Annotated in this window: 22 protein-coding genes; 16 read left to right on the top strand and 6 right to left on the bottom strand. The window is 52.2% G+C overall.

The features are described from left to right. Positions 1-499: 499 nt before the first annotated feature. The 5 genes from MKX70_RS01650 (at position 500) to MKX70_RS01630 (ending at position 6364) form a co-directional block, all read left to right on the top strand. Positions 500-2245 (top strand): peptide-binding protein, encoded by a 1746-nt coding sequence (locus tag MKX70_RS01650; RefSeq protein ID WP_340839414.1) that lies wholly within the window; start codon positions 500-502, stop codon positions 2243-2245. 123 nt (positions 2246-2368) lie between these two features. Further along, positions 2369-3340 (top strand): ABC transporter permease, encoded by a 972-nt coding sequence (locus tag MKX70_RS01645; protein WP_042232617.1) that lies wholly within the window; start codon positions 2369-2371, stop codon positions 3338-3340. 59 nt (positions 3341-3399) lie between these two features. Beyond that, positions 3400-4359 (top strand): ABC transporter permease, encoded by a 960-nt coding sequence (locus tag MKX70_RS01640; RefSeq protein WP_042241515.1) that lies wholly within the window; start codon positions 3400-3402, stop codon positions 4357-4359. Beyond that, the gene (locus tag MKX70_RS01635; protein ID WP_042232619.1) at positions 4326-5342 is read left to right on the top strand and encodes an ABC transporter ATP-binding protein; all 1017 of its coding nucleotides are present in this window, start codon (positions 4326-4328) and stop codon (positions 5340-5342) included. The genes MKX70_RS01640 and MKX70_RS01635 overlap by 34 nt, the downstream gene beginning before the upstream one ends. Then, the gene (locus MKX70_RS01630) at positions 5339-6364 is read left to right on the top strand and encodes an ABC transporter ATP-binding protein (protein WP_042232621.1); all 1026 of its coding nucleotides are present in this window, start codon (positions 5339-5341) and stop codon (positions 6362-6364) included. The genes MKX70_RS01635 and MKX70_RS01630 overlap by 4 nt, the downstream gene beginning before the upstream one ends. A gap of 127 nt (positions 6365-6491) precedes the next feature. Here the strand turns inward: MKX70_RS01630 and MKX70_RS01625 are convergent, their stop codons facing one another. Then, positions 6492-7139, bottom strand: coding sequence for a TetR/AcrR family transcriptional regulator (locus tag MKX70_RS01625; RefSeq protein ID WP_042232623.1), 648 nt, complete (start codon positions 7137-7139; stop codon positions 6492-6494). A 173-nt stretch (positions 7140-7312) separates the two neighbouring features. Here MKX70_RS01625 and MKX70_RS01620 point away from each other — a divergent pair, with 173 nt between their 5' ends. The 3 genes from MKX70_RS01620 to MKX70_RS01610 all read left to right on the top strand — a co-directional run bounded on the left by MKX70_RS01620 (position 7313) and on the right by MKX70_RS01610 (position 10333). After that, the gene (locus tag MKX70_RS01620; RefSeq protein ID WP_042232625.1) at positions 7313-8065 is read left to right on the top strand and encodes an SDR family NAD(P)-dependent oxidoreductase; all 753 of its coding nucleotides are present in this window, start codon (positions 7313-7315) and stop codon (positions 8063-8065) included. 138 nt (positions 8066-8203) lie between these two features. Then, the gene (locus MKX70_RS01615) at positions 8204-9655 is read left to right on the top strand and encodes a hypothetical protein (protein ID WP_042232627.1); all 1452 of its coding nucleotides are present in this window, start codon (positions 8204-8206) and stop codon (positions 9653-9655) included. Positions 9656-9679: 24 nt separating this feature from the next. Further along, positions 9680-10333 (top strand): M48 family metallopeptidase, encoded by a 654-nt coding sequence (locus MKX70_RS01610; RefSeq protein ID WP_042232628.1) that lies wholly within the window; start codon positions 9680-9682, stop codon positions 10331-10333. A 23-nt stretch (positions 10334-10356) separates the two neighbouring features. Here the strand turns inward: MKX70_RS01610 and MKX70_RS01605 are convergent, their stop codons facing one another. Together MKX70_RS01605 and MKX70_RS01600 are read right to left on the bottom strand one after the other, a co-directional pair. Further along, positions 10357-11241 carry a GNAT family N-acetyltransferase gene (locus MKX70_RS01605; protein ID WP_340839413.1) on the bottom strand — a complete coding sequence of 295 codons (885 nt, stop codon included), beginning with the start codon at positions 11239-11241 and terminating at the stop codon, positions 10357-10359. Positions 11242-11254: 13 nt separating this feature from the next. Beyond that, entirely contained in the window at positions 11255-11842 is a 588-nt protein-coding gene (locus MKX70_RS01600; RefSeq protein ID WP_340780955.1) for a GNAT family N-acetyltransferase, read from the bottom strand. 281 nt (positions 11843-12123) lie between these two features. On the opposite strand from MKX70_RS01600, the gene MKX70_RS01595 reads away from it, so the two are divergent. The 6 genes from MKX70_RS01595 (at position 12124) to MKX70_RS01570 (ending at position 17826) form a co-directional block, all read left to right on the top strand. Further along, positions 12124-14049 carry an asparagine synthase-related protein gene (locus MKX70_RS01595; protein WP_340839411.1) on the top strand — a complete coding sequence of 642 codons (1926 nt, stop codon included), beginning with the start codon at positions 12124-12126 and terminating at the stop codon, positions 14047-14049. A gap of 29 nt (positions 14050-14078) precedes the next feature. Beyond that, complete coding sequence (locus tag MKX70_RS01590; protein ID WP_042232634.1) at positions 14079-14204, top strand: paeninodin family lasso peptide; 126 nt, start codon at positions 14079-14081, stop codon at positions 14202-14204. A gap of 116 nt (positions 14205-14320) precedes the next feature. Continuing rightward, entirely contained in the window at positions 14321-15256 is a 936-nt protein-coding gene (locus tag MKX70_RS01585) for a hypothetical protein (protein WP_042241517.1), read from the top strand. Between the two features lie 2 nt (positions 15257-15258). Next, positions 15259-15558 (top strand): lasso peptide biosynthesis PqqD family chaperone, encoded by a 300-nt coding sequence (locus MKX70_RS01580; protein WP_042241519.1) that lies wholly within the window; start codon positions 15259-15261, stop codon positions 15556-15558. Then, positions 15555-16013 carry a lasso peptide biosynthesis B2 protein gene (locus tag MKX70_RS01575; RefSeq protein WP_042133659.1) on the top strand — a complete coding sequence of 153 codons (459 nt, stop codon included), beginning with the start codon at positions 15555-15557 and terminating at the stop codon, positions 16011-16013. The genes MKX70_RS01580 and MKX70_RS01575 overlap by 4 nt, the downstream gene beginning before the upstream one ends. A gap of 13 nt (positions 16014-16026) precedes the next feature. After that, positions 16027-17826: an ABC transporter ATP-binding protein gene (locus MKX70_RS01570; RefSeq protein ID WP_042232636.1), complete on the top strand. Its 1800-nt coding sequence runs from the start codon at positions 16027-16029 to the stop codon at positions 17824-17826. 551 nt (positions 17827-18377) lie between these two features. On the opposite strand, the gene MKX70_RS01565 is transcribed toward MKX70_RS01570, so the two are convergent. Further along, positions 18378-18515 (bottom strand): hypothetical protein, encoded by a 138-nt coding sequence (locus tag MKX70_RS01565; RefSeq protein ID WP_156122929.1) that lies wholly within the window; start codon positions 18513-18515, stop codon positions 18378-18380. Next, the gene (locus MKX70_RS01560) at positions 18496-19686 is read right to left on the bottom strand and encodes a nucleotidyltransferase domain-containing protein (RefSeq protein WP_042232637.1); all 1191 of its coding nucleotides are present in this window, start codon (positions 19684-19686) and stop codon (positions 18496-18498) included. Before MKX70_RS01560 ends, MKX70_RS01565 begins: the two co-directional genes overlap by 20 nt. Positions 19687-20016: 330 nt before the next feature. On the opposite strand from MKX70_RS01560, the gene MKX70_RS01555 reads away from it, so the two are divergent. After that, entirely contained in the window at positions 20017-20727 is a 711-nt protein-coding gene (locus tag MKX70_RS01555) for a DUF554 domain-containing protein (protein WP_042232639.1), read from the top strand. A 41-nt stretch (positions 20728-20768) separates the two neighbouring features. Here MKX70_RS01555 and MKX70_RS01550 read toward each other — a convergent pair whose 3' ends face one another. After that, complete coding sequence (locus MKX70_RS01550) at positions 20769-21710, bottom strand: NADP-dependent oxidoreductase (protein ID WP_042232641.1); 942 nt, start codon at positions 21708-21710, stop codon at positions 20769-20771. A 270-nt stretch (positions 21711-21980) separates the two neighbouring features. Here MKX70_RS01550 and MKX70_RS01545 point away from each other — a divergent pair, with 270 nt between their 5' ends. Continuing rightward, the gene (locus MKX70_RS01545; protein WP_042232642.1) at positions 21981-23234 is read left to right on the top strand and encodes an MFS transporter; all 1254 of its coding nucleotides are present in this window, start codon (positions 21981-21983) and stop codon (positions 23232-23234) included. The last annotated feature ends 66 nt before the right edge of the window (positions 23235-23300 follow it).

Raw genomic sequence — 23300 nt, 5'->3', positions numbered from 1 at the left:
GCTCGAAAAAAAGATAATCATGCTGAAAAATGTCGAATTAACACGAAAATGACAATATTAAGTTATGAAAACTAACCGCATTAAACATAGTCGAATAGTTTGGAAAGGTGGTTTAAAGGTGTTTATTTTACTATATTGGAAGGAATTATTTTTTGTACACATAAATAAGATAGGGAAGTGATGAATAAATATATTGACGTAAGATATATTCACATGTAATATAAACCATAATTTATAGGGAATTGTTAAGACTCCCAGCCGGGAAGGTTACCCCTGTCTCGAATTGACCTGTGGTCTATTCGATCCTTGAATGTCATATGTACTGCATGTAATGTTTTATTACATGGGTTACAGGTGTCAGCTCAATTATAGCGGCAGGGGCAGAATCATCGAGAACATCCCAGTCTCCCGGGAAGCTTTGAAGAGAAGGCGGGTGAACCGGGCTTATGGTTCCGGGTATCGCTCACTACACGCACTTAACTAAGGAGGAGTAAAAGGAATGGCGAAAAAGAGAAAATGGTGGTCTGGTTTACTTGTTTTATCGTTGGTAGGGGTTCTATTCACGGGTTGCAGCACCAATAACACTGCGAGTTCTCCAACTAATGCTCCTGCAGCAACTGCTGCCCCGGCTGAGAGCGCGGCCCCTGATGCTACTGAAGCGCCTGCGGCAGACGGACCCGTTGACGGCGGAACTCTCGTTACAAGCACATTCTCCGATATTGTTAATCTTAACCCTCTCTTAATCAATGACACCTCTTCAGGCGATGTAGCCCAATTCGTATTCGCCAAGCTCTATAACCTGGACCGCGAAGGCAATGTACAGGCAGAGGATTGGTCACTGGCTGCCGAGCTTCCTGAAATCTCCGAAGATGGTCTGAGTTATACAGTTAAATTGAAGGATACTCCCAAATGGAGTGACGGCCAGCCGATCACTGCGGATGATGTAATTTATACCATTGAAACCGGCAGAAACCCGGAAACAGGTTCGCCGCTGATCAGCCAATATGACAAGGTGAAGACGGTAGAGAAGATTGATGACCACACCGTGAAATTCACATTGTCCCAGATTTATGCCCCATTCCTGTATGCGCTGGTTCAAGAAATTGTTCCTGCTCATATTCTGAAGGATGTAAAGCCGACTGAAATTCAAACAAATGCCTATGGAACGGACCCGGCCAAGACCGTAACCAGCGGACCTTGGAAATGGACAGCCTGGAAACAAGGCGAAAGCCACACCCTTGATGCTGATCCGAACTACTGGGGTACGGTTAAGCCTCATATTGCTCAAATCGTCTACAAAATCTACGCAGACCAGAACACTGAGGTTCAGGCTATCATGAAGGGCGACACGGACCATATCAGTGCGATTCCGGTAACGCAGGTTGAAGCCGTTAAAGCTGACGGCGACATCGACATTATTCAGAAGCCGGGCGCACAGTATGAATATGTAATGTTTAACTTCGACGGTAAGAACTTCCCGGATAGCTATGGCCTGTTCGCAGGACAGAAGACCAGACAGGCAATTGCACATGCACTGAACCGTCAAGGTATGGTAGACAATATCCTCAAAGGCGTAGGCGCCTTGATGAATGCCCCATTCCTTCCGGACACTTGGGCTGACCCGGGTGATGCCGCTGTGAACTATGATTACAACGCCGAAACCGCCAAGAAGCTCCTGGCAGAAGACGGATGGGTTGCCGATGCCAAAGACGGTATTCTCACTAAAGACGGACACCGCTTCTCCTTTGAACTGCAGTACAATGCCGGCAACAGCCGCCGCGAGCAAGTAGCCGCTGTTATCCAGCAGAACCTGAAGGATGTTGGTATTGAAGTAACACCTAAGGCAATCGACTTTGCAGCTTGGATTGACCAGAACGTAACACCGGGTAAATTCCAGGCTCTGCTGCTGGCATGGTCTCTGAATACACCGGATCCGGATGCAGAGAGCATTTTCTCCTCCAAATACTTCCCGCCTGCCGGCCAGAACAGCGGCTGGTATAAGAATGAGAAGCTGGATCAACTGTGGGTTGATGGTTATTCCACGGTTGACCAGGCTGAACGTAAAGAAATCTACAAAGAAGTAGGTAAAGAAATTTCCACGGATCTTCCTTATGTATTCCTGTATCAATATGGTCAGGCTATCGGAACAGGTCCTAGAGTTCACTGGGCAGAAGAAGATGCTCCTGAGCCGTCACTGGGCTACGGACAATTCTTCCACGCTATCAAATGGTGGGTAACCGACTAACGAACCGAACTAACTGAATAGAATTACGGGAGGTGAAAGAGAATTCTCTTTCACCTCCCCCTTTTGTATGAATGGGGGAGTCTTCCGTAATCTATCGCCTTACCATCTCTAGGAGGATAGCCCATGACAGAATATCTGATACGTCGAGTGCTTCAATCGGTATTGGTCATCTTTCTGATTACCATACTAACATTTCTACTCATCCACGCTGCTCCGGGTGGACCGACTCAAGTGATGCTCTCTCCGGGACTCACGCCGGAAATATTCGAACAGCAAGCCAAGAACCTTGGCCTGGACCAGCCTATTCCCGTACAGTATGTCCGCTGGATCGGTGACCTGCTGCAAGGGGACTTGGGTTACACTTTTAAGAACCACATTGCGGTATCCGATCTTCTCTGGCCGCGTATTGGCAACACCGTGATCCTGATGGGTTCGGCTTGGCTGGTATCACTGCTGATCGCAATTCCTTGGGGAATCTATAACAGTACCAAAGTATATGGTCTATCTGACCAGACGGCTTCATTCATTTCTTACTTAGGCTTCGCGATGCCGACCTTCTGGTTCGGAATACTCCTCCAGCAATGGTTGTCACTGAAGCTGGACTGGTTTCCGTTGTCGGACATGTATACAAGAGGCAAGGAAGGCGATATAGGGGATTTGTTCATGCATCTGGTGCTGCCGATAACAGTGCTTGCACTTGGTTTCCTGGCCTCTTATATGAAATATGCGCGGGCAAGTATGCTGGAAGTGCTCGATCAGGATTATATCCGTACGGCACGCGCCAAGGGCGTCAAAGAACGCAAAGTGGTCTTCCGCCATGCGCTGCGCAATGCACTGATTCCAATTATTACAATACTCGGCCTTGATCTTCCCATACTAGTGGGAGGGGCTGCATTAACTGAGAATGTATTCAACTGGCCGGGAATGGGCCGTTGGTTTGTAGAGATGGCAGGCGCGCGCGAATATTCGGCACTGATGGCTGTTACTATAGTGACGGCTGTTATAGTCGTTATCGGCAATCTCCTTGCTGATATACTGTATGCCGTAGTTGATCCCCGGGTGAAGCTCGGTAAGCAAGGGGGGAAGACGGCATGAATACAGAGAATACTGAGCTTACCAAAGGGGCTGTATCTAAGCCGCTTGGAACCCCGGACATGAGTCCGATGCCCGGAGGGACAGACCCTGAGATTCCGGTATTGGATTCCAAGCGGCCGCCGGGCCCCTGGAGAGTTTTATGGAAGAAATTCTCGCGCAATCCGTTCGCAATGGGTGGTTTGCTAGTCCTGATTATATTTGTGCTGCTGGCGGGCTTCGCACCCAAACTGACCCAATATAGACCGGAAACGATTGATTTGATGTTCGCCAATCTGAAGCCGGGAGCAGAGGGGCACCCTCTTGGAACAGACGAGCTGGGCCGCGATATTCTCAGCAGACTGCTGTACAGTGCGCGTGTTTCACTCGCCATCGGTTTCTCCGTTGCGTTTGTTTCCGTAGTTGTCGGATCGGTTGTCGGTGCGATCTCAGGTTATTTCGGCGGGTTTGTAGATACAGTATTCATGCGCATTGTAGATGTGATGAACTCAGTTCCGACCCTGTTCCTGAACATCCTGATTATGGCGCTGTTCGGCACACAAATTAAATACATGATTCTTATTCTGGCATTTACCAGCTGGATGAGTATTGCCCGGCTCGTCCGGGGGACCTTCCTGCAGCTGCGTGAAATGCAATATGTGGAAGCAGCCAGAGCGATTGGAGTATCTAGCTGGGGTATTATTTTCCGGCATCTGCTCCGTAATGCAAGCTTCCCGATTATCGTAAATGCGACCCTGATGGTCGGCGGTGCGATTCTAAGTGAATCTGCATTGTCGTATCTGGGCCTCGGTATTCAGGCACCGGCCACAAGCTGGGGACTAATGCTCAGCAACGCTCAGGAATTCATGCTTGTAGATCCGATGCAGGCGGTATATCCAGGACTCTGCATCCTGCTCGTAGTACTCGCGGTTAACTTTATCGGCGACGGCATCCGGGATGCGCTAGATCCCAGACAGCAAGTGACCAAATCCCGGAGGAGGCTGGAACAATGGCGGAAAAACTACTCGAAATCCGGAAGCTGACCGCCGGCTTTGCGGCAGAGAAGGGGCTGCTCAAAGCAACTGACGGTATCTCCATTTCTATTGATAAAGGCCAGACGGTCTGTATTGTCGGTGAATCCGGCAGTGGCAAAAGTGTGACCTCACTCGCGATAATGCGTTTGATTGATTATGCCGGAGGGATGATTCTTGACGGCAGTATTGAATTTCACGGCCAGGATTTGGCGGCGAAGAGTCAGGAAGAGATGCGGGAAATCCGGGGGAATCAGATTGCCATGATCTTTCAGGACCCGATGTCGTCGTTGAATCCGGTATTTACGGTAGGCGAACAGATTGCGGAGAGCCTACGGCTTCATCAGAACAAGAGTGATGCCGAAGCTATGAGGATGGCCGTTGATCTGATCAAATTAGTTGGTATCCCGGCCCCGGAGATCCGTGCCAAGCAGTATCCGCATGAGCTGTCCGGCGGGATGTGTCAGCGTGTGGTAATCGCCATCGCTCTGGCTTGCAAACCTGAGCTGCTGATCGCCGATGAGCCGACAACAGCGCTCGACGTAACTGTGCAGGCCCAGATTCTGGATCTGCTGCGCAAGCTTCAGTCCGAACTCGGGATGTCCATTCTGCTAATCACCCATGATATGGGCGTAGCGGCGGAGATGGCAGACCGCATCGCTGTAATGTATGCCGGAGCCATTGTGGAGGAGGGGACTGTAGAAGAGATCTTCGACCATCCCAGCCATCCGTATACGGTTGGACTGCTCCAGTCGATTCCGGGATTTGAAGGCGGACGGGGAGGCGAGCTCTACACCATCCGGGGGACGATTCCTCCGATTGGCCAGCTGCCATCCGGCTGCCGCTTTAATCCGCGCTGCCCTCATGCCATGGATATTTGCAGGAATCAGGAGCCGCCGGATTTCATGATCTCGGATGATCACCGGACGGCCTGCTGGCTGTTCAAGGATAAGCCGGTGCAGGCGGATTACAGTAATGAGGTGAAACGCGCATGATGAATGAAGCTGTAACCAAACCGGTAAGAGCACATATGCCTTCTTCAGAAATATTGCTCGAAGTTAAGGACGTGAAGAAATATTTCCCGATCACCAAGGGTCTGCTTAACCGCACCGTTGGACAGGTCAAGGCTGTGGATGGCGTTAATTTATCCATCCGCAAAGGAGAGACCTTCGGGCTGGTCGGTGAATCCGGCTGCGGCAAATCCACGTTCGGCCGGGTGCTGCTCCGGCTGCAGAGTGCAACCGGGGGAGAAGTGTTATTCAAGGGGAAGGATATCCATTCCCTGAGCTCAGGTGACATGCGGAAGCTGCGGGAAGAAATGCAGATTATCTTCCAGGATCCGTTCGGCTCACTGAATCCGCGGTTCCTCGTTAAGGATATTATCGGAGAGCCGCTGCGCATTCACCGGAATATGTCGGGGAAGCAGATCGATGCCCGGGTGGTGGAGCTGATGGAGCTGGTGGGGCTGGATGCCAGCCGCCGGAACCGTTACCCGCATGAATTCTCCGGCGGACAACGCCAGCGGATCGGGATTGCCCGGGCGATTGCCCTGAATCCGCAGTTTATCGTTGCCGATGAAGCTGTATCGGCACTGGATGTATCGGTACAGTCCCAGGTAATCAACCTGCTCATGAAGCTGCAGAAGGAACTGGGGTTAACCTTCCTGTTCATTGCGCACGGCCTTAATGTGGTCCGGCATATTTCGGACCGCGTCGGGGTGATGTATTTGGGCAAGCTGGTGGAGGTGGCTGAGACGGAGGAGCTGTTTGCAGCTCCGCTGCATCCTTATACTGCCGCCCTGCTCTCGGCGATTCCGAAGCCGACACCAAGACGCAAGCAGGACCGCATTGTGCTGGAGGGGGATGTGCCATCGCCGGCTAACCCGCCGTCCGGCTGCCGGTTCCATACCCGCTGCCCGTTTGTTCAGGACAAATGCCGCCAGGTGGAGCCGCTGCTTGAAGAGGTTGTTCCAGGCCGTCCGGTGGCCTGTCATTTCCCGTTGCTTCCAAATTCGTAGATAATCCGCGATTTCCTAAGGATGTCCCGCAGATTAAGGGGTGACCCCGCAGCCATATCCACAACTGGCTGCGGGGTCACCCCCTGTTTTTGTATCTCTGGAATAGTCATTGCCCTGCATAAGTGCTCTATGCGAGGGGCTTCAGATAGTCGAGAAACACCCGCTTGAGAATATTCAGCTGGAGCTCTGTCGTAAGATCCGCTTCAAGCATAGGGATGTTCTTCTGCAGTGAGAGCTTCTTCGAGAAAATGCCGAACGTGTTAATTAATGTAGTTAAAGTGTCGCGTACCTCAAGATCAGAGCGGATGGAGCCGTCTTCGATGCCATTCTGAATGATCCGGGAATAAACCTGCGAAATTCTGCGGGTCAGAGCATTGAAATGATGAATATCCTCCAGCGGTTCCGGGAAATGGGCGGCGTAGCTTTCGAAGTCAACCATGAAGGTTGTGCTTAATTTATAGTGATCCTCAATGAAAAAATCAAATAATGCTTCAAGCTTGTCCAGGCATGGCACAGGCAATCCGGCCACATATTCAAACCGCTCCAGCATCGGCTCCAGCAGCCGGGTAGCAACGGCGACAATCAGCTTTTCTTTCTTGGGGAAATATCTGAACAGGGTAGCAATGCCGATATTCGCGTCAGTTGCAATATCCTGCATCGTGGTTTTCTCAATCCCCTTCTGATTAAATACGCGTTCTGCAGCTTCCAGAATCAGGGATAAACGCTGCTGTTTGCCGTCAAGGCGTTCCTTCTCATATCTTGTTTTGGGATCCATAAGAGCTTATACCCTTTCACCATCGGTATTTGAACTACCAGTAGTATAGCTAGTGGTTATTCATTAAGCAAGGAGGGTTTGAGTTTATTCGCACAAAGTGATATGATAAATATCACAATGATAGTTTAACTATCACCATATAGTTTAACTCACACAACGAAGGGGATACAGCTATGAATCGACTGAAGGATAAGGTTGCTATTATTACCGGAGCCGGCAGCGGCATGGGACGTGAAGAAGCACTGCTTTTTGCACGGGAGGGTGCCAAGGTTGCCATTACCGATATTAATGAAGCTGCGCTGCAGGCTGTAGTGAAGGAGATTGAAGCTGATGGCGGTCAGGCTACAGCTTATGTGCATAATGTGGTCTCTGAAGAGCAATGGGTCCATGTGATCGAAGAAGTGATGAAGACTTACGGAAAAATCGACGTGCTGGTTAACAATGCGGGAATTTCGCTTGCAACCGGACTTCTGGATACAACTATGGAGCAGTGGAACAAGGTCATCAGCATTAACCTGACCAGCACCTTCCTTGGAATGAAATACGTCGTTCCGCATATGCAGGAGCGTAACGGAGGCTCAATCGTCAATATTTCATCGATCGCAGGACTGACGGGAAGCAGCGGTGCAGGGGCTTATACAGCCTCCAAAGGCGGGGTCCGCATGCTGAGCAAAGCGGCGGCTGTTGATTTCGGTAAAGATAATATCCGGGTCAACTCTGTGCATCCCGGCTTTATCGAAACACCGATGAGTGCTGAGTTCGTGAATGACGAACAAAGGCTGAAATGGTTCCTGTCCCAGACGGCGCTGCCGCGTGTCGGCCGTGCCTCCGAGGTGGCGGAAGCTGTGCTGTTCCTCGCTTCCGATGAGTCGGCTTATATCACTGGTGTAGAACTGCCGGTAGACGGCGGTGTTACAGCGAAATAAGTGCCGAAGCCGGGCTGCCGGGAGGGACAAACTTGAAATAGATGAAGAGGAGTGCTGCCGGGTTTATGGGCAGCGCTCCTCTTTGCTTTTGATAGCGCCGTAAACTAATTATTGTGTAAAAGCCACTTCTATAAGAAAATGAGAAAAAGACTGATTATTGTAATTCTAATCCTAATCAATGCCGCAATGGATGCGGAACCGGAGGCTATGGTGAAAAAGGTCGACAAAGCAGTTTCAGCTCTCTTTATTCTCATTATGATTGTGGCCGCATGGAGATGGGCGGTATCCGTGCATACATGGAGCCTGATGGGGACACTTGCCTCGCTAGTCTGTCTGGGGCTGTTTGTCTGGACAGGGCTGCGGGCCATTCCCGCTTTGACCGGATACATAAGTTCATGGAATATGCAGGAACCGGTAAGTATCAACAATCTGCCTGAGGAGCGGCAGCGGACATGGTGGAAGATTGTGCTCTGGGTGGTGGCCAGCCGTGTGCTGCTCATTGTCATAGCCTATGTATTCTGGACGCTTAAAGACGGGGGATCCGGAAGCCTGTTCTCCCGCTTTATTGATACCTGGCATATCCGCGGAATTGATGCTATGTCTTACCTGGGAATCGCCGAGCACGGGTATGTCACGGAAGGAGACTCCCGGTTCCACATTGTGTTCCTGCCTCTGTTTCCGGTCGTCATTAAGCTGGCGCAGTTTTTCACAGGCAATTATATGGTTGCCGGCTTTGTTGCCGCTAACCTCTGCACCCTTGCTGCGGCGTTATTCGCTTATGAGCTGGCCAGGCTGGACATGGGACGCAGCAATGCCCTGCGGGTCGTGAAATATATTTTCATCTTCCCGTCGGCGTTCTTTTTCTTCATCCCCATGACGGAGGCGCTGTTCCTGCTGCTCTCCCTGATGGCATTGTATTATGTGCGCCAGAAGCGCTGGCTGCTTGGCTGTCTCTGTGCGGCGCTGGCCGGCTTCACCCGTTCTCCGGGGATACTGCTGGCTGTACCGGTTGCCGTGGAATTTGCCCGGGACCTGGCAGCAGGCTACAGACAGCTGGAGCGGAAGGCTTTTATTAACAGACTGGTCAAAGCAGTGCTCTCTCTTGCTACAGTCTCCTTCGGTCTGCTGGCTTATCTCTATATCAATTACAATGTTACGGGCAACGCGTTCCAGTTCAGTATTTATCAGCGGGAACACTGGTCGCAGCAGTTCTACTTCTTTTTCGATACGGTGAGATATCAGATGGAGTATGCCGTGAATACCTTCAAGGATGCGGACTTCCGTTCCTTCCTGGGGTTGTGGCTGCCGAATTTGATGAGTATCTTCCTGGTGCTCTTGATGATGTTCAAAAGCGCAAAGAGACTTCATCCTGCTTATATGGCGTATTTAATCGTCTATTTCGTCTACGTTGTGGGTCCGACCTGGCTGCTGTCCGCTCCGCGTTATTTCGCCGTGGCTTTTCCGCTGGCCTTCGCGGCAGTAGTGTTGACCCAAGATAAGAAATGGAAGGATATCGCGCTTACCTCCTTATTCATTGCGGGGAGCCTGCTGTATCTGGCAGTGTTTGTAGCCGGGTATCCGGTATATTAGAAATTACAGAGGGCGATGGTGGCTATGCAGATTCAACTCGAAGATCAGATGATTACGCTCCATGTTCAATATGCCAAGCGCAAGAAAATGTCCGTTCAGATTGACGGATCAGATCTCATTACCGTTAAGGTGCCTACAGGAACAAGTGAAGAGAGTATCCGCAGTGCGGTGGAAGGGCTCGGCCCGAAGATTCTGGAGAAGCTGCGCAGCAATGCGGCGGCCAGGCAGGTGCCGAAGGTCAAGGAGTATCAGGGGGAAGAGAGATACCTCTATCTGGGGAAGGAATATGCGCTGCATGAGTTGATTGCCGTCAATGATATGGATGCGGAGGGCCTGAAGCTTGCGCTGAAGAAGTTTTATTTCAATAGTCTGAAAAAAATCGTTGCAGAGCGCATCACCCGTTATGGGGCACAGCTGAAGGTGAAGCCGAAGAGTATCGAGATTGTGGAATCGCGGACCAAATGGGGGAGCTGCAGCTTTGATAAAAAACTGACCTTTAACTACCGCCTTGCCATGGCGCCGCCTGAGGTGATCGACTATGTCATTATTCATGAGCTGTGTCATCTGCTGCATATGAATCATGACCGTTCCTTCTGGCGCCGCCTGGGAAGTGTAATGCCGGACTACAAAGAGAAGGAAGCATATCTGGCCCGGCAGGGGCAGTTCATGACACTCTGAATCCTATGTGATGACTGCTTGGCTTAAGCGATGGATGTTGCCGGAAGTTTGACGTTCGCAGGGTACTGCAGACTGCTCTGATTCCGCACAAACAAACCGCTAGGGCAGCTCCTGCCCACCAGTTCAAGGTTATCGTCACTTGGCGTGAAGTGGAAGACTATAGTCTCCGTGGCGTTATCCGCAAGCTTCATGGCGGTTTCGCGGACGGCGACGGGCTTCCTGCTGATCAGATCGTAAATCTCTAACCGGCCGCTCTCCTGCAGGCAGATGGCGATGACCTCCTCGTCCTCCAGGTAATATAGATTGCCGCCGAAGACGTTCAGGCAGTAGAACATCAGCAGTCCATCGGTGCCGCTGACGCCAAGGCGTTCAGATACCGGCTGCCGCTGCGCTGCGAAGGTGGTGACCAGGCTCAGATCACAACTTATGGACAGATCCAGCTTGCGGATTCCCGCAGATCCTGCGGACCCGGCTGAACCGGGAGGGCAGTTCATAGAGAAGATCTGCTCCTCTACGGGCTGGAATCCGAACTTGGGATAGAAGTCCATTACCGTATCATTGGCAAAAAGATACATGAATTCACACTGTGGTCCGTAAACCTCCAGCACTTTGTTCATCAGCCGGGCGGACAGGCCCTGTCCCCGGTAGTCAGGATGCGTCATCACCGTCCCGATCTGCACTGCGCGGGACTTCACACCATAAATAATCAGCTCAAGCAGGTTCACCGAGACATTTGCAATTACCCGATGTCCCTCCGCGTAAGAATAAGGAATGTACCGTTCCCCCCAGAAGCCCTGCTCATACCAGCGCTCCAGCTCAAGTTCAAACGTATCAGCAGCCAAAGCGAAAAAGCTGTTTCTTAGCGGCTCCTGATCTTTATAATTACAGACAAATTGAAGATCATCCATGGTAGCTGCTCCTTCAGTAATATTCAACCCCGCGAACCTTCGAATAAATCATATTGTCTCTTAAGGCGCCTTGTACATCTAATTTGTCATTCCGCAGAATGCCTTCCAAAGTGAAGCCTGCACGTTCAGCCACCCGCGCACTCTGTGTATTGCGGGAATCACAGCGGATCTCCAGCCGGGCCGCCTGCAGCTCCTGTACGGCGAAATCGGCAATGGCACTTACCGCCTCCGTGATATAACCTTGTCCGGCGCAGGAGGTGCGGACCCAATAACCGATTTCAAATTTCCGCACCTGCCAATCGATCCGGTGCAGGCCGCTGCTGCCTACCAGATGACCGGTCTCCTTGTTCACGAGCAGCAGCCGGATATCCTTGCGCTCCAGAAATTGCAGCCGTGACTTCCGGAGGGAGGCTTCGGATTCCTCCACGGACGGGATATGCTGTGCCCAGGGCATCCAAGGGCTTAATTCGGCTATGCTCTCTTGGACGGCTTCATTTACAGCGGCGCCGTCTCCCCATAGAGCGGCACGGATCAGTAGGCGGCTGCTTTCAAAGCTCTCCGGCATGGAGATGAGGATCGGGTCAATCGGATGAATAGGCATAAGTTCAGCTCCTAGAGAGATATGTATTCTAAGCGTGAGTATTATATAGAGTTACATATTAATGAAGCTAATCAGTGAAGCTATTTTTTTAGCAAACTTATATAGGTCTTCACTCAGTTGCTATATATCATATAGCTAGTGATAAGTCAATACGCTGAAGGCTACCTAAAAGTACTCTCTGGTACTATTCACAATCAATGGAAAGAACGTTATCTTATATAGTAAGAAGTGTTCATTATTAAGAACGAATATCGAATTCTTAGACAGCTGGAGGTCGTACAATGAGCGCAATCGCCGGGATCTATTCTATGCAGCATGGGCCGCTGGACCCGGAGCTGGGTCCGCGCCTTATGCAGCAGCTGCAGCGTTATCCGGCTGATGATGACAGATCCTGGAGGGCGGAGGGACTCTTCCTCGGCTGCCGTTCGCAGTGGATTACCCCACAGTCAAGGAATGAGATTCTCCCCTATTATGATCCGCAGCGCGGGCTGGCGATTGTGGCTGATGCAATCATTGATAACCGCAGCGAACTGTTCGGACAACTTCAGGTTGTCCGGGAAGATCGTGATTCCATTCCAGACAGTCTGCTGATTCTCTTGGCCTATGAGAAATGGGGGGGAGAGGCGCCGGTTCATCTGGTCGGTGACTTTGCCTTCATGATCTGGGATGCGCGCAAGCGGACGCTGTTTGGGGCCAGGGATTTCTCGGGTAACCGGACGCTTTACTTTCGCCGTTCCGGCAGAGAGTTCTCCTTCTGTACCGTAATTCATCCCTTGCTGGCTTTGCCTGATGGTCAGCAGGGTCTGAACGAAGGCTGGATTTCAGAGTATCTGGCGAGCCAGGCCCGGAACGATGTGGCAGATATGTTCTCCACGGTTTATCAAGGGGTGGAACAGCTGCCGCCTTCCCACTCGGTTACAGTCAGCGCGAAGGGGGTTTCCTTCTCCCAGTATTACACCTTCCGGACTCCGACTCCATTAAGGCTTCGCGGTAACGGGGAATACGAGGAAGCGTTCCGTGAGGTATTTGGGCAGGCAGTCAGAGATCGGCTGCGGACCCATCTCGCCGTAGGCGCCAATCTGAGCGGCGGACTGGATTCCGGCTCAGTGGTCAGCTTCGCTGCAGAGGAGCTCCGACGCCGCGGCAAGCCATTATTTACATTCAGCTCTTATCCGCTGGACAATTTTACAGGTTTTAAACTAGGCCAGCGGGTCACCGATGAGCGTCCATATATTCAAGAGACCATCGACCATGTGGGGAACATTCAGCCCAGCTTCTTGAACTTTCCTGACCGGAGCCCTTATGGTGAAATTGACGAATGGCTGGATATTATGGAGATGCCCTACAAATTCATAGAGAATTCCTATTGGCTCAAAGGCATATATGAACAAGCACAAATGAAAGGCGCCGGTGTTCTGCTCAGTGGACAACGGGGCAACTGGAGTATCTCCTGGGGGCCTGCACTGGATTACCAGGCGAAGCTGCTGCGCGAATTTCACTGGATCTCCTTCTACCGGGAGAACAAGCTTTACAGTCGTTCGATGGGGGCAAGCCGCAAGAAAATGCTGAAGATTGTCGGCCGCAAGGTGTTCCCCGGCCTGGGCCAGCTGATCTCCGGGAAGCAGGAGGCCCCTCCAGAGCTGATTCATCCTGAATTCGCACGGCGGACAGGGGTGCAAGAGAAGCTGAGAGAGCTTGAGGGAATTCCTTCGTCTCAGACGGTATACGATATCCGCAGACAGCATTTCCAGCAGCCGCATATCTGGAATGTGAATGGAACGGCAGCTACCAAGCTGTCGCTGAAGTACAGGGTATGGGATCGTGACCCTACGAATGATCTGCGTGTCATCAACTTCTGCCTATCTGTCCCTGAAGGGCAATACGTCCAGAACGGAGTGGACCGCTCGTTAATCCGCCGGGCCATGGAAGGACGGCTGCCGGACAAGGTCAGACTAAACCAGACGCGGCGCGGTATACAGGGAGCAGATGGGATTACACGTATGCTGCCCCAATGGCAGATGTTCCTGCAGGAGCTAAAGGAGATGCTTCAGGACCCCCGGATTTCCTCTTACTTGAATCATGCCGGGCTCGCCGGGTGTTTAGACCGGCTGGGTAGTGAGCCCGCACCATTATTAATATTCAACACGGATTTCCGCCTTCTTACGAGAGGACTGGTGTTCTACCGCTTTCTGAAGCGTGTGACCTGATGGATGTTTCTTGAAAGGGGGTGACAAATATGAAAAAGGAATACAGCAAGCCTGCATTGGAAGTTCTGGATGTTAAAATGACTATGGCTGGACCTGGGATCGCTATTGCCGACTCCTTCCAATCGGATCCGGAAGAAATCGTTAATCACTCCTAGTTTTGCTTGGCAACATCCCGGCCCTCATCCCTCTTAGCTTGCTGGAGGGGGATAAGGGCTATCCTCACATCACCGGCAGGCAGCCGGGTGAAATTGATAAAGGTGGAGTGAACCGTATGGCGAGCACAGTGCAATGCCTGGGGTATAAGGCTTTTGGTCTGCAAATTCTCAGTGAATTCCCCTTGCCGGAACTTCCCCGTACGGAGCAGCCCGGAAGGTTGGGCAGCGTATCTGTTGTGGAGGCTGATTTGTCTGAGCGCTGGGAGGCGATACCGAAGATTTCACGGAATCTGGGTATGGCAGAGCAAGAAGTGATGTTCATGGTTAAAGGCACAGCTGTCTTTTCCATACAGAATGGCAGCACCATTACCGTATCTCCCGCAGTCCATGCTGATCCGGATAGCATCCGCCTGTTCATTCTGGGCAGCTGCATGGGTGTTCTTCTGATGCAAAAAGGCGTATTGGCTCTTCATGGAAGCTCACTTGTTCTGGAGAATAAGGCTTACGCGCTGGTCGGGCGTTCGGGAGCGGGCAAATCTACGCTTGCCTCCTATTTAATGGATCAGGGACATCTCCTGGTCAGTGACGACGTTATTCCCGTGTTGGTGCATAATGGAACTCCATTAGCTGTTCCAGGTTATCCGCAGCAGAAGCTGTGGCAGCAAAGCCTGGACTATTTGGGAATGAATTCGTCTGCATACCGCCCGTTGTTTAAGCGGGAGACCAAGTTTGCCATACCCGTTTATGACCGGTTCCAGACTGAACCGCTGCCGCTTGCAGGAATATTTGAATTGTCCGTACAGGACGGGCCGGTGTCAGTGGAGGCTATCAGCGGCTTGGAGAGGCTTCATACCTTATATAATCATACTTACCAAAAAGCGCTGGTGGACCCCATGGGGGTCAGGGAATGGCATTTCAGTATGCTGGCCTCATTCGTTAACCGGCTGCCGATGTACCGGCTGACCCGTCCGGAGCAGGGCTTCAATGTACCAAAGCAGACGGAGCTGATCTTTGAGACGATTACCCAAAAGGTGAAGGAGATGAAAATATGAATATGGATACAGCAGCAGTCCTGTCCCTTGATTCGGTTCTGGTTCAGCGGGAAGGCAATATCGCCAGTGACATGGATGGCGAGAAGGTGATGCTGAATGTGAAGAACGGTAAGTATTACAACCTTGGCGAGGTCGGGGGCGAGATCTGGGAAGCCTTGGCTTCACCGGTGTCCATCCGCCGGATTGCCGAGATCATGCAGGAGATCTTTGAGGTTCCGGCGGAGCTGGCACAGCAGGACGTAGTTGATTTTGTGCAGAATCTGCTGAATGAGGATCTTGTCGCCATCGTCAACGGGCCATGATTACCCTCCGGCGCATCGGTTTACTGCTGAAGTATGACAAAGCCGCGCTGGCGCTGATTCCTGAGGCGTTATGGCGGCTTTTCCTGGTTAGAATCCAGCTGCTATTTCCTTTTGCCAAGACGGCTCCGCAGCTCGGGGTGAAATCCCTGGAGACTCCGGCGGTATCCAAAGACACGGATATTCCCCGCATTCAGCAGATCACGAAGGCCATTCGGGTGATCAGCCGCTATACGCCCTGGAAAAGCACCTGTATGGTCAGAGCCGTAGCCGGTCTGAAGATGCTGGAGAAGCGGGGGATTGAGAGCACCCTCTATATGGGGGTGGCGCGGGATAAGCAGGGACAGATGATTGCCCATGCCTGGCTGCGAAGCGGGGCGTATTATGTCTCCGGTGATGATGCCATGCAGGGATTCGTGGTTGTGGAGAAATTCGCCAAAGTGTTACAAGCTGAGTGATCGAGGTGGGCCCATGCAAGCGATAATCTATTATTTCCGGCAGCTTCAGCGCTTGTCTGGAGCTAAACTATATCTCAACTTGTCCGGTATGGTGATCAGTGGTCTGCTGGAGAGCTCTGCCATATTGCTGCTTGTACCTATGCTGGGTATGGCTGGTATTCAGTTAGGCGGCACAGCCACCACCGGTCTTCATCTTCCGATGCTTGGCTTCATCTCCGAACTGCCGCAGACCACGGCGCTCCTGCTGGTGCTTGGCAGTTATGTATTGATTGTGCTCTGCCAGAATCTGATCTCACGGTCCGTGGCCATCCGCAATGTGGAGATTCAGCAGACCTACGGCAGACAGCTGCGTTATGAGGTATACAGCGCGTTGCTGAGGGCCGAATGGTCTTTTTTTCTGAAAAAGCGCACCTCCGATCTGATCAACGTGATGACCACGGAACTGGCCAGAGTGCTTGCCGGCATCAGCTGCTTCCTGCAGTTTCTTACCTCGCTGCTATTCACGCTGGTGCAGATCGGCTTCGCCTTCTGGCTGTCCCCCAAGATGACGCTCTCCGTACTCGTCTGCGCTGTCCTGCTGTCCCTGTTCTCCCGCCGCTTCATTCGTAAGGCTAAGAAGCTGGGCAGCCGCAGCACGGAGCTTGGCAAGACCTACTTGGGCGGAATTACGGATCAGCTGAACGGAATCAAGGATATCAAAAGCAATAATCTGGAGCATTCCCGGCTGGAGTGGCTGCATGCCTTCACCGGAGAGGTGAAGCAAGAGCAACTGGACTATACCCGCCTGCGTTCGAACTCACAGCTGCTGTACAAGTTGTCCTCTACACTGCTGATTGCCGTGTTTATCTTTGTCTCCTTCCGGTTTATGCAAGCAGAGGGTCCTAATCTGCTGCTGGTTATTCTGGTATTTACCCGGCTGTGGCCGACATTCTCTACCCTGCAGTCGCTGATGGAGCAGCTCGCCTCCGTACTGCCCTCCTTCAAGCAGCTGCAGCTGCTGCAAGACGAATGTCTTGCCGCTGTGGAGCATGACCGGGTGGAAGGCGGGGAAGCTGTAGCCCCTATGATCTTGAAGCATAGTCTTGAAGCTAGAAATGTTGACTTCCGCTATCATCCGCATGAATCGGAGTATTCGCTTCAGAACGTAAATGTCTTGATTCCGGCCCGGAAGATGACCGCCATAGTTGGACGTTCGGGCGCCGGGAAGAGCACGCTCGTTGATCTGCTCATGGGACTGATGCAGCCGGAGACCGGCGAGATCCTGGCTGACGGTGCGCCTATCACAGGTGAGAGGCTGCTGTCCTACCGGAGATCCATCGGGTATGTTGCGCAGGACCCTTTTCTGTACAATGCGACCATCCGCGACAATCTGACGATGATCAAGCCGGATGCGGAGGAAGCGGAATTGTGGGAGGCGCTGGAGTTTGCGTCTTCGGCTGACTTTGTCCGCAAGCTTCCGGATGGACTGGATACGCTGCTCGGCGACCGCGGCGTACGCCTGTCCGGCGGGGAACGGCAGCGTCTGGTGCTCGCGCGCGCGATTATCCGCAAGCCGTCCATCCTTGTGCTCGATGAAGCGACAAGTGCGCTCGATACCGAGAACGAGAAGCGGATTCAGGAGGCACTGGAGCGCCTGAAGGCTTCCGTGACGGTCATCGTCATTGCCCACCGCCTGTCCACCATCCGGGGAGCTGATCAGATTCTGGTCATCGACCAGGGACGGGTGATCCAGCAGGGGATATACAGCGGCCTGGCTTCAGAGAAGGGCGGCATGTTCAGCCGTCTGCTTAGCGGGCAGGAGGAAGCAATATAGGGGAGGGGCTAATTAGCCCCTCCCCTATATTGTCTTTGGCCTATGCTGGGCGTTACTGCGGTGGAGCTTAATGAAAAACAGATGCGGATACGAAGAAAAAGACGTGCCGGAGAGCACGTCCAAGGAAAAGGCGTTAGCTTATTACTTGAAACAAATCGAAAAGTTAGGCTTAACGGTTCAAGTGACGTCCCCCGAAACGAGCTGATTTTTAAAAAATCGCTCAAGATTGGGGTAGGGGGACTTTTTGCGCCTTTAAGAGTAAGTTTATCCCGAAAGAGTTACTTTTAAAACACGGGCTAAGCTCATGCCTACTAAAGCCTGCGTTTATTTTCGTATAAAAATGCAGCATTTCGCCGTTCTCAAGCGGCTTTGCAGGATTATTCTTGTATTTTGTACAACAATCCTCCCGCAAACCCTGCGATCCAGAAATCAAAGTTGCAAAACGTACAACATTTCTGCCAATATTGCTTACTTAAGGGTACACTTATGTCCGCATTGACTCGATTTTGCCGGCAATCAATCAGAAGTGAGGGTTTTTAGTGTTTAAGGGTTTAAGTGTCTATTCCGTTAGTCCCGCCCGCAAGTCCCAGCAGTCTGCCCAGTCCCGCCAGCGATTGACCGGCAACTCGCGTGGTTGTTGAGTAAAGTGCGGTTACCGCATCCCGCTCGTTATATCCGTTTCTCTGCACCCGTCATCTTCCGCCAGCTCCACAGGAAAGGACGCAGGGGGAAATACAAGAAATGCAGCACCTCCGGCAGCGGCAGTGTCTTCGCATCCGCTGCGTAAGGGTACATAAAGCCGGTTACATAGAGCACCTGATGCCAGCGGGATAGAATCGCCGGCTGATAATATTTATAATGACGCTCGACCTCCGGCTCCAGCGGAGGGTTGTGCAGATTGACCATCCGTGCCACATAGAACAAGGCGCGCTGCGCTAAACTGCGGGCTTTGGGTTGGTCCGTCAGAGCGGACAGTCCGGGCTCTATCTCTGCCTCCAGCAGACCGGCTGCCAGAATAAGTGCCTGTCCGCCTACAGCGCTGTAATTGTAGCGCCGCAGCAGCCGGGTCAATACAGCGGAGTCCGGCTGCTGCAACAGCAGCATTTTGATGTCCAGCAGCCATCTCAGCCGGGACCATCCATGTCTGGCTCCATGGGCAGCCAGGAACAGGAACAGATCCTCCTGGCCCAGATAATGGACATTGCGGCCGAATGGGCTGCTTGTCCGCGCATGCTTCCACAGGGTATCGAAATCGGGTTCTTTGGACGGCCCCGGGCTTAATCTCCAGTGTACCTCCGCCTTGATCTTACTGACCGGATGATTGAATGTAGTATGATGCTCACGCCATTTCCAGTCTCCGAGTATGCTCTCGAACGTCTCTTCCTTCACATACCCCAGACGGATCAGCAGGGCTTCCGTATCCTGCAGCTGCGCCATCGGCACCAGGAAATCAAGGTCCCGTGAGGTCCGCAGCGAGATATCTCCGTACAACGCCTGCGCAAGCACCGGACCCTTGAGGAACAGGCAGCGGATATTCAATTCGGCCAGCTGAGTGCCGAGATTACTCATTTCACCGCTGAGCTGAAGCATCTGGACGGTATTGCGGCGATATTCCATTTTTATCCGCTCCAGGACGCTGGCAGGAATCACATCCCCATCCATCCGGCTGAGCTTCGGGTACAAATATGGATATACCCGGTGATGCAAGGTAAGCCGCAAGAATACATCCCAGTCCAGGCCCGTGAACAGCCGCGGATTCTGGTGTGCCGTTTCATTGATATTCTCAGAAGTTAAAAGCGCAAGAAGAAGTAATGTTTCCTTAGATAAGCTCCCCTTATCGAGGGTAGGCCGTTCACTCATAGAGACTCTCCTTACTTGGCTTTGAACAGATCCGCACCGGATTTGTTCAAAGATAAGAATATATATGCCTGACGCATTAAAATGTCCTTATCTTTCCCGCTTAAACGGATACCGTCCTTCACAGGAAGGCTGGCCGTTTCTACTTGTATTTAGAGAATGATATTAGTGAGCGTACCATCGTTAACAGAAATCTGTCAATTTAATCTGGCGATGTCATCCTGATAGGCGCTGTGCATCTGCTCAGCCGGCAACACTCTTGACGCTACGGTGCCTGTTACCCCTATAATGCTAGGATAAGAGAGAAATTATAGTTAGGGGAACTGCTGAGCGATGGTGCTGTTGGGAGCTTTGGTGAATGGAGTAGCTATTATTATCGGAACAATGCTGGGGAAGCTGCTGGAACGCATACCGGAGAGCATGAAGAATACGGTGATGAACGGGATTGGACTGGCGATTGTCGTGCTTGGGGTGCAGATGGGCCTCAAAAGCGGGAATTTCCTGATTGTCATTCTAAGCCTAGTGATTGGAGCGGTAGCTGGTGAATGGATCAACATTGAGGACAAGTTCACCCGTGCAGGGAATTGGCTGGAGCGCAGAGTGGGGGCAGGCGGACAGGGCAGCATCTCGCTGGGATTCGTTACGGCAAGCTTGGTGTTTGTTGTCGGTGCAATGGCTATTCTCGGAGCGCTGGACAGCGGCATCAAAGGTGATCATCAGATTCTGTATACCAAAGCGATTATGGACGGATTCATTTCGATTATTCTGACCTCGACGTTGGGGGTAGGGGTTCTGTTCTCGGCCATCCCTGTTGTTCTATATGAAGGAATTATTGCTCTACTCGCTACACAGATCACCCGGTTTGTGCCTGATGCGCTGTTAAATGACATCATTGCAGAGATGACCGCTGCGGGCGGCATTATGATTATGGCAATCGGCCTGAATCTGCTGGGAATTACCAAGATCAAGGTAGCCAATCTTCTGCCCGGCATTCTTGTGGCTGTGCTGCTAGTCGTGCTGGTGCAGGGATTTCAACTGAATTGAGGGAACCTGGGCGATGAACGGGCATGTGCATTGCCGGACCGTTATTTGATAGTGATGGCTATTTTGCCCTGAACCAGCCGGCCTTCACTGAGCAGATGTGCGCTGCGCAGTCCTTCTGCAGTGAGCGGGAAGGACTGGCCGATTAGCAGCTTCAGCCGGCGCTCGGCCGTCAGCCGGGCCAGCTCGGCTAACTGAAAAGGGTCGGCGGCGGGAGTGAGGTACGCTGCAGTGATGTCCCCGGCCGCCGCTTGTACCGGGTCAGGCCGCTCCGCAGTGGAGATCAGCCTCCCGCCGCCTGCAAGAACTGCGAAGCTCCGGTTCAGGATGAGACCTCCGGCGGTGTCGATTACAACATCTATGCTCTGGCCGAGAATGGCGGCGAAATCCTGCTCTTGGCAGTCTATCACCTGGTCGGCCCCGATGCCCCAGACCAGATCAAGCTCATCGCCGCTTACCGTCGTAATCACGGTAGCTCCCCGGAGCTTGGCAAGCTGTATAGCCAAGCTGCCTATACCTCCCGCACCGTCATGAATCAGCACGCGGTCCCGGCTGGAGACCTTGGCACTGGCCAGTGCCTGCCAGGCGGCAAGTCCGGCAGCCGGCAGAACCCCAGCTGCTTCAAAGGATAAGCCCGGGGGAATCGGCGCCAGCTCCTGACCGTGTGCCAGTGTATATTCCGCGTAGGCACCGCCTTCCATAACCTGCATCAGCCCAAACACCGCATCACCCGGTTTGAACCGGCTTACTCCACTGCCTGTACTCACTACCACTCCGGCAACGTCTATTCCGGGGATTAGCGGAAAGGATGCAGTATGACCGCTACCAGCGTACAATAAGCCTTCCCTGACCTTCATGTCCGCCGGATTAACAGAAGTCGCATACATTTCAATCAGAATTTCTTGTTCACCCGGAATGGGAACAGGGATATCAAGCTCTATTAAGTTTCCAGCGGGGCCGAACTCAAGAATGGCGATGGCTTTCATGGATGGTATGCCTCCTATTACTGCGTGCTGATCAGTTTATACATACTATACTTTTGCAGATTTATTTAAAAGATAAGAATTTATATCCCCTGCGCATGAATTATCCTTATCTTTATCCTTATCTTTATCCTTATCTTTCTCGCTGAAACGGTACCGCCCTAAAAAAGACGGCAAAGCCGTTACTGCTTAATCAAAACCATTAGGTAGCGCTGTGGAACTATGCTAGAATATGACTCTAAAGTGCTGAGAAAGAGGAGGAATCCCCTGACAATGAACACTGACTGGAAGAAAAATATTGCCTTTTTCCTTACCAGCCAGACCGTCTCGCTATTCGGGTCTTCACTGGTCCAGTATGCGATTCTCTGGTATATTACCCTGAACACACAGTCCGGAGTCATGATGACGTTAGCGATTATCTGCGGATTTGTGCCGATGTTTCTGCTGTCGCCCTTTGCAGGCGTCTGGGCAGACCGTTACAGCCGCAAATGGCTGATTGTCCTCTCGGATTCCATTATTGCAGCTTCGACGCTGGTTCTGGCGATATTGTTTCTGCTGGGATACGACCAGATGTGGTTGCTTTTTGTGGTGTCTGCCCTGCGGGCGCTTGGAGGCGGAGTGCAGACACCGGCTGTAGCGGCCATGCTGCCGCAGCTGGTGCCGGAAGACAAACTGACCCGGATCAGCGGAATCAACGGCAGCATTCAGGCGATGGTAATGCTGCTGTCCCCGATGCTGAGCGGAGCCCTGCTGAGCATGGCAAGTATTGAAATTATATTTTTCATCGATGTGATTACTGCTGCAGTGGCGGTTATGACGATGTTCTTCTTCGTGCAGGTGCCGCTTCATGCCAAAGCTGCTGCAGAGCAGACACTCAGCTATTTGAGTGATCTGCGCCAGGGCTTCAGCTATATCCGGCAGCATGCTTATATTAGAAGCTTTTTTATTTTCTGTGCTTTTTTCTTTGTGCTGGCGGCCCCGGTGTCGTTTCTGACTCCGCTGCAGGTTACGCGAACCTTTGGCGGGGATATCTGGCGGCTGACCGCCATTGAGATTACGTTCTCGATCGGGATGATGCTTGGCGGGCTGCTGATGGCCGTCTGGCCGGGGTTCCGGAACCGGGTTCATACGATGACCCTATCGGCCCTTGCCGTCGGGTTATGTACGTTTGCGCTGGGTGTAATTCCGGTCTTCTGGATTTATCTTGCCGTAATGGGGCTGGTGGGACTGGCGCTGCCGTTCTTCAATACCCCCTCCACAGTTCTGCTGCAGGAGAAGGTGGAGCCGGATTACCTGGGCCGGGTCTTCGGGGTGCTGGGTATGATTTCGAGTTCTATGATGCCGCTGGGCATGCTGGTCTTCGGGCCGTTGGCCGATCTCATACAGATTGAATGGCTGCTGATCATTACGGGAATGCTGCTGTTTATCCAAGGCTTTTTCCTGCTGGGTAATAAGGTGCTTATCGAGGCAGGCAAGCCTGCTGCTGTTCCTGGTGTTGAGGCGGGGAATGCCGGAGGAAATGAGTAAGATCTGCCGGTTGCTCCGGAATCGCATGAATGTTTGTACAAAAGATTGAAATCAAGGAGTACAGTA

The organism is Paenibacillus sp. FSL R7-0312, assembly GCF_038004445.1.
GTDB lineage: Bacteria > Bacillota > Bacilli > Paenibacillales > Paenibacillaceae > Paenibacillus_AQ.
This window is presented reverse-complemented; position numbering and strand designations above follow the sequence as displayed.

Bases quoted from the DNA above. Each gene is read 5' to 3' on its own strand.
- MKX70_RS01545 (WP_042232642.1), top strand. From the start codon at position 21,981: ATGAACACTGACTGGAAGAAAAATATTGCCTTTTTCCTTACCAGCCAG.
- MKX70_RS01550 (WP_042232641.1), bottom strand. From the start codon at position 21,710: ATGAAAGCCATCGCCATTCTTGAGTTCGGCCCCGCTGGAAACTTAATA.
- MKX70_RS01630 (WP_042232621.1), top strand. From the start codon at position 5,339: ATGATGAATGAAGCTGTAACCAAACCGGTAAGAGCACATATGCCTTCT.
- MKX70_RS01645 (WP_042232617.1), top strand. From the start codon at position 2,369: ATGACAGAATATCTGATACGTCGAGTGCTTCAATCGGTATTGGTCATC.
- MKX70_RS01600 (WP_340780955.1), bottom strand. From the start codon at position 11,842: ATGCCTATTCATCCGATTGACCCGATCCTCATCTCCATGCCGGAGAGC.
- MKX70_RS01585 (WP_042241517.1), top strand. From the start codon at position 14,321: ATGGCGAGCACAGTGCAATGCCTGGGGTATAAGGCTTTTGGTCTGCAA.
- MKX70_RS01595 (WP_340839411.1), top strand. From the start codon at position 12,124: ATGAGCGCAATCGCCGGGATCTATTCTATGCAGCATGGGCCGCTGGAC.
- MKX70_RS01650 (WP_340839414.1), top strand. From the start codon at position 500: ATGGCGAAAAAGAGAAAATGGTGGTCTGGTTTACTTGTTTTATCGTTG.
- MKX70_RS01605 (WP_340839413.1), bottom strand. From the start codon at position 11,241: ATGGATGATCTTCAATTTGTCTGTAATTATAAAGATCAGGAGCCGCTA.
- MKX70_RS01640 (WP_042241515.1), top strand. From the start codon at position 3,400: ATGAGTCCGATGCCCGGAGGGACAGACCCTGAGATTCCGGTATTGGAT.
- MKX70_RS01580 (WP_042241519.1), top strand. From the start codon at position 15,259: ATGGATACAGCAGCAGTCCTGTCCCTTGATTCGGTTCTGGTTCAGCGG.
- MKX70_RS01570 (WP_042232636.1), top strand. From the start codon at position 16,027: ATGCAAGCGATAATCTATTATTTCCGGCAGCTTCAGCGCTTGTCTGGA.
- MKX70_RS01560 (WP_042232637.1), bottom strand. From the start codon at position 19,686: ATGAGTGAACGGCCTACCCTCGATAAGGGGAGCTTATCTAAGGAAACA.
- MKX70_RS01635 (WP_042232619.1), top strand. From the start codon at position 4,326: ATGGCGGAAAAACTACTCGAAATCCGGAAGCTGACCGCCGGCTTTGCG.
- MKX70_RS01610 (WP_042232628.1), top strand. From the start codon at position 9,680: ATGCAGATTCAACTCGAAGATCAGATGATTACGCTCCATGTTCAATAT.
- MKX70_RS01625 (WP_042232623.1), bottom strand. From the start codon at position 7,139: ATGGATCCCAAAACAAGATATGAGAAGGAACGCCTTGACGGCAAACAG.
- MKX70_RS01620 (WP_042232625.1), top strand. From the start codon at position 7,313: ATGAATCGACTGAAGGATAAGGTTGCTATTATTACCGGAGCCGGCAGC.
- MKX70_RS01555 (WP_042232639.1), top strand. From the start codon at position 20,017: ATGGTGCTGTTGGGAGCTTTGGTGAATGGAGTAGCTATTATTATCGGA.
- MKX70_RS01575 (WP_042133659.1), top strand. From the start codon at position 15,555: ATGATTACCCTCCGGCGCATCGGTTTACTGCTGAAGTATGACAAAGCC.
- MKX70_RS01615 (WP_042232627.1), top strand. From the start codon at position 8,204: ATGAGAAAAAGACTGATTATTGTAATTCTAATCCTAATCAATGCCGCA.
- MKX70_RS01590 (WP_042232634.1), top strand. From the start codon at position 14,079: ATGAAAAAGGAATACAGCAAGCCTGCATTGGAAGTTCTGGATGTTAAA.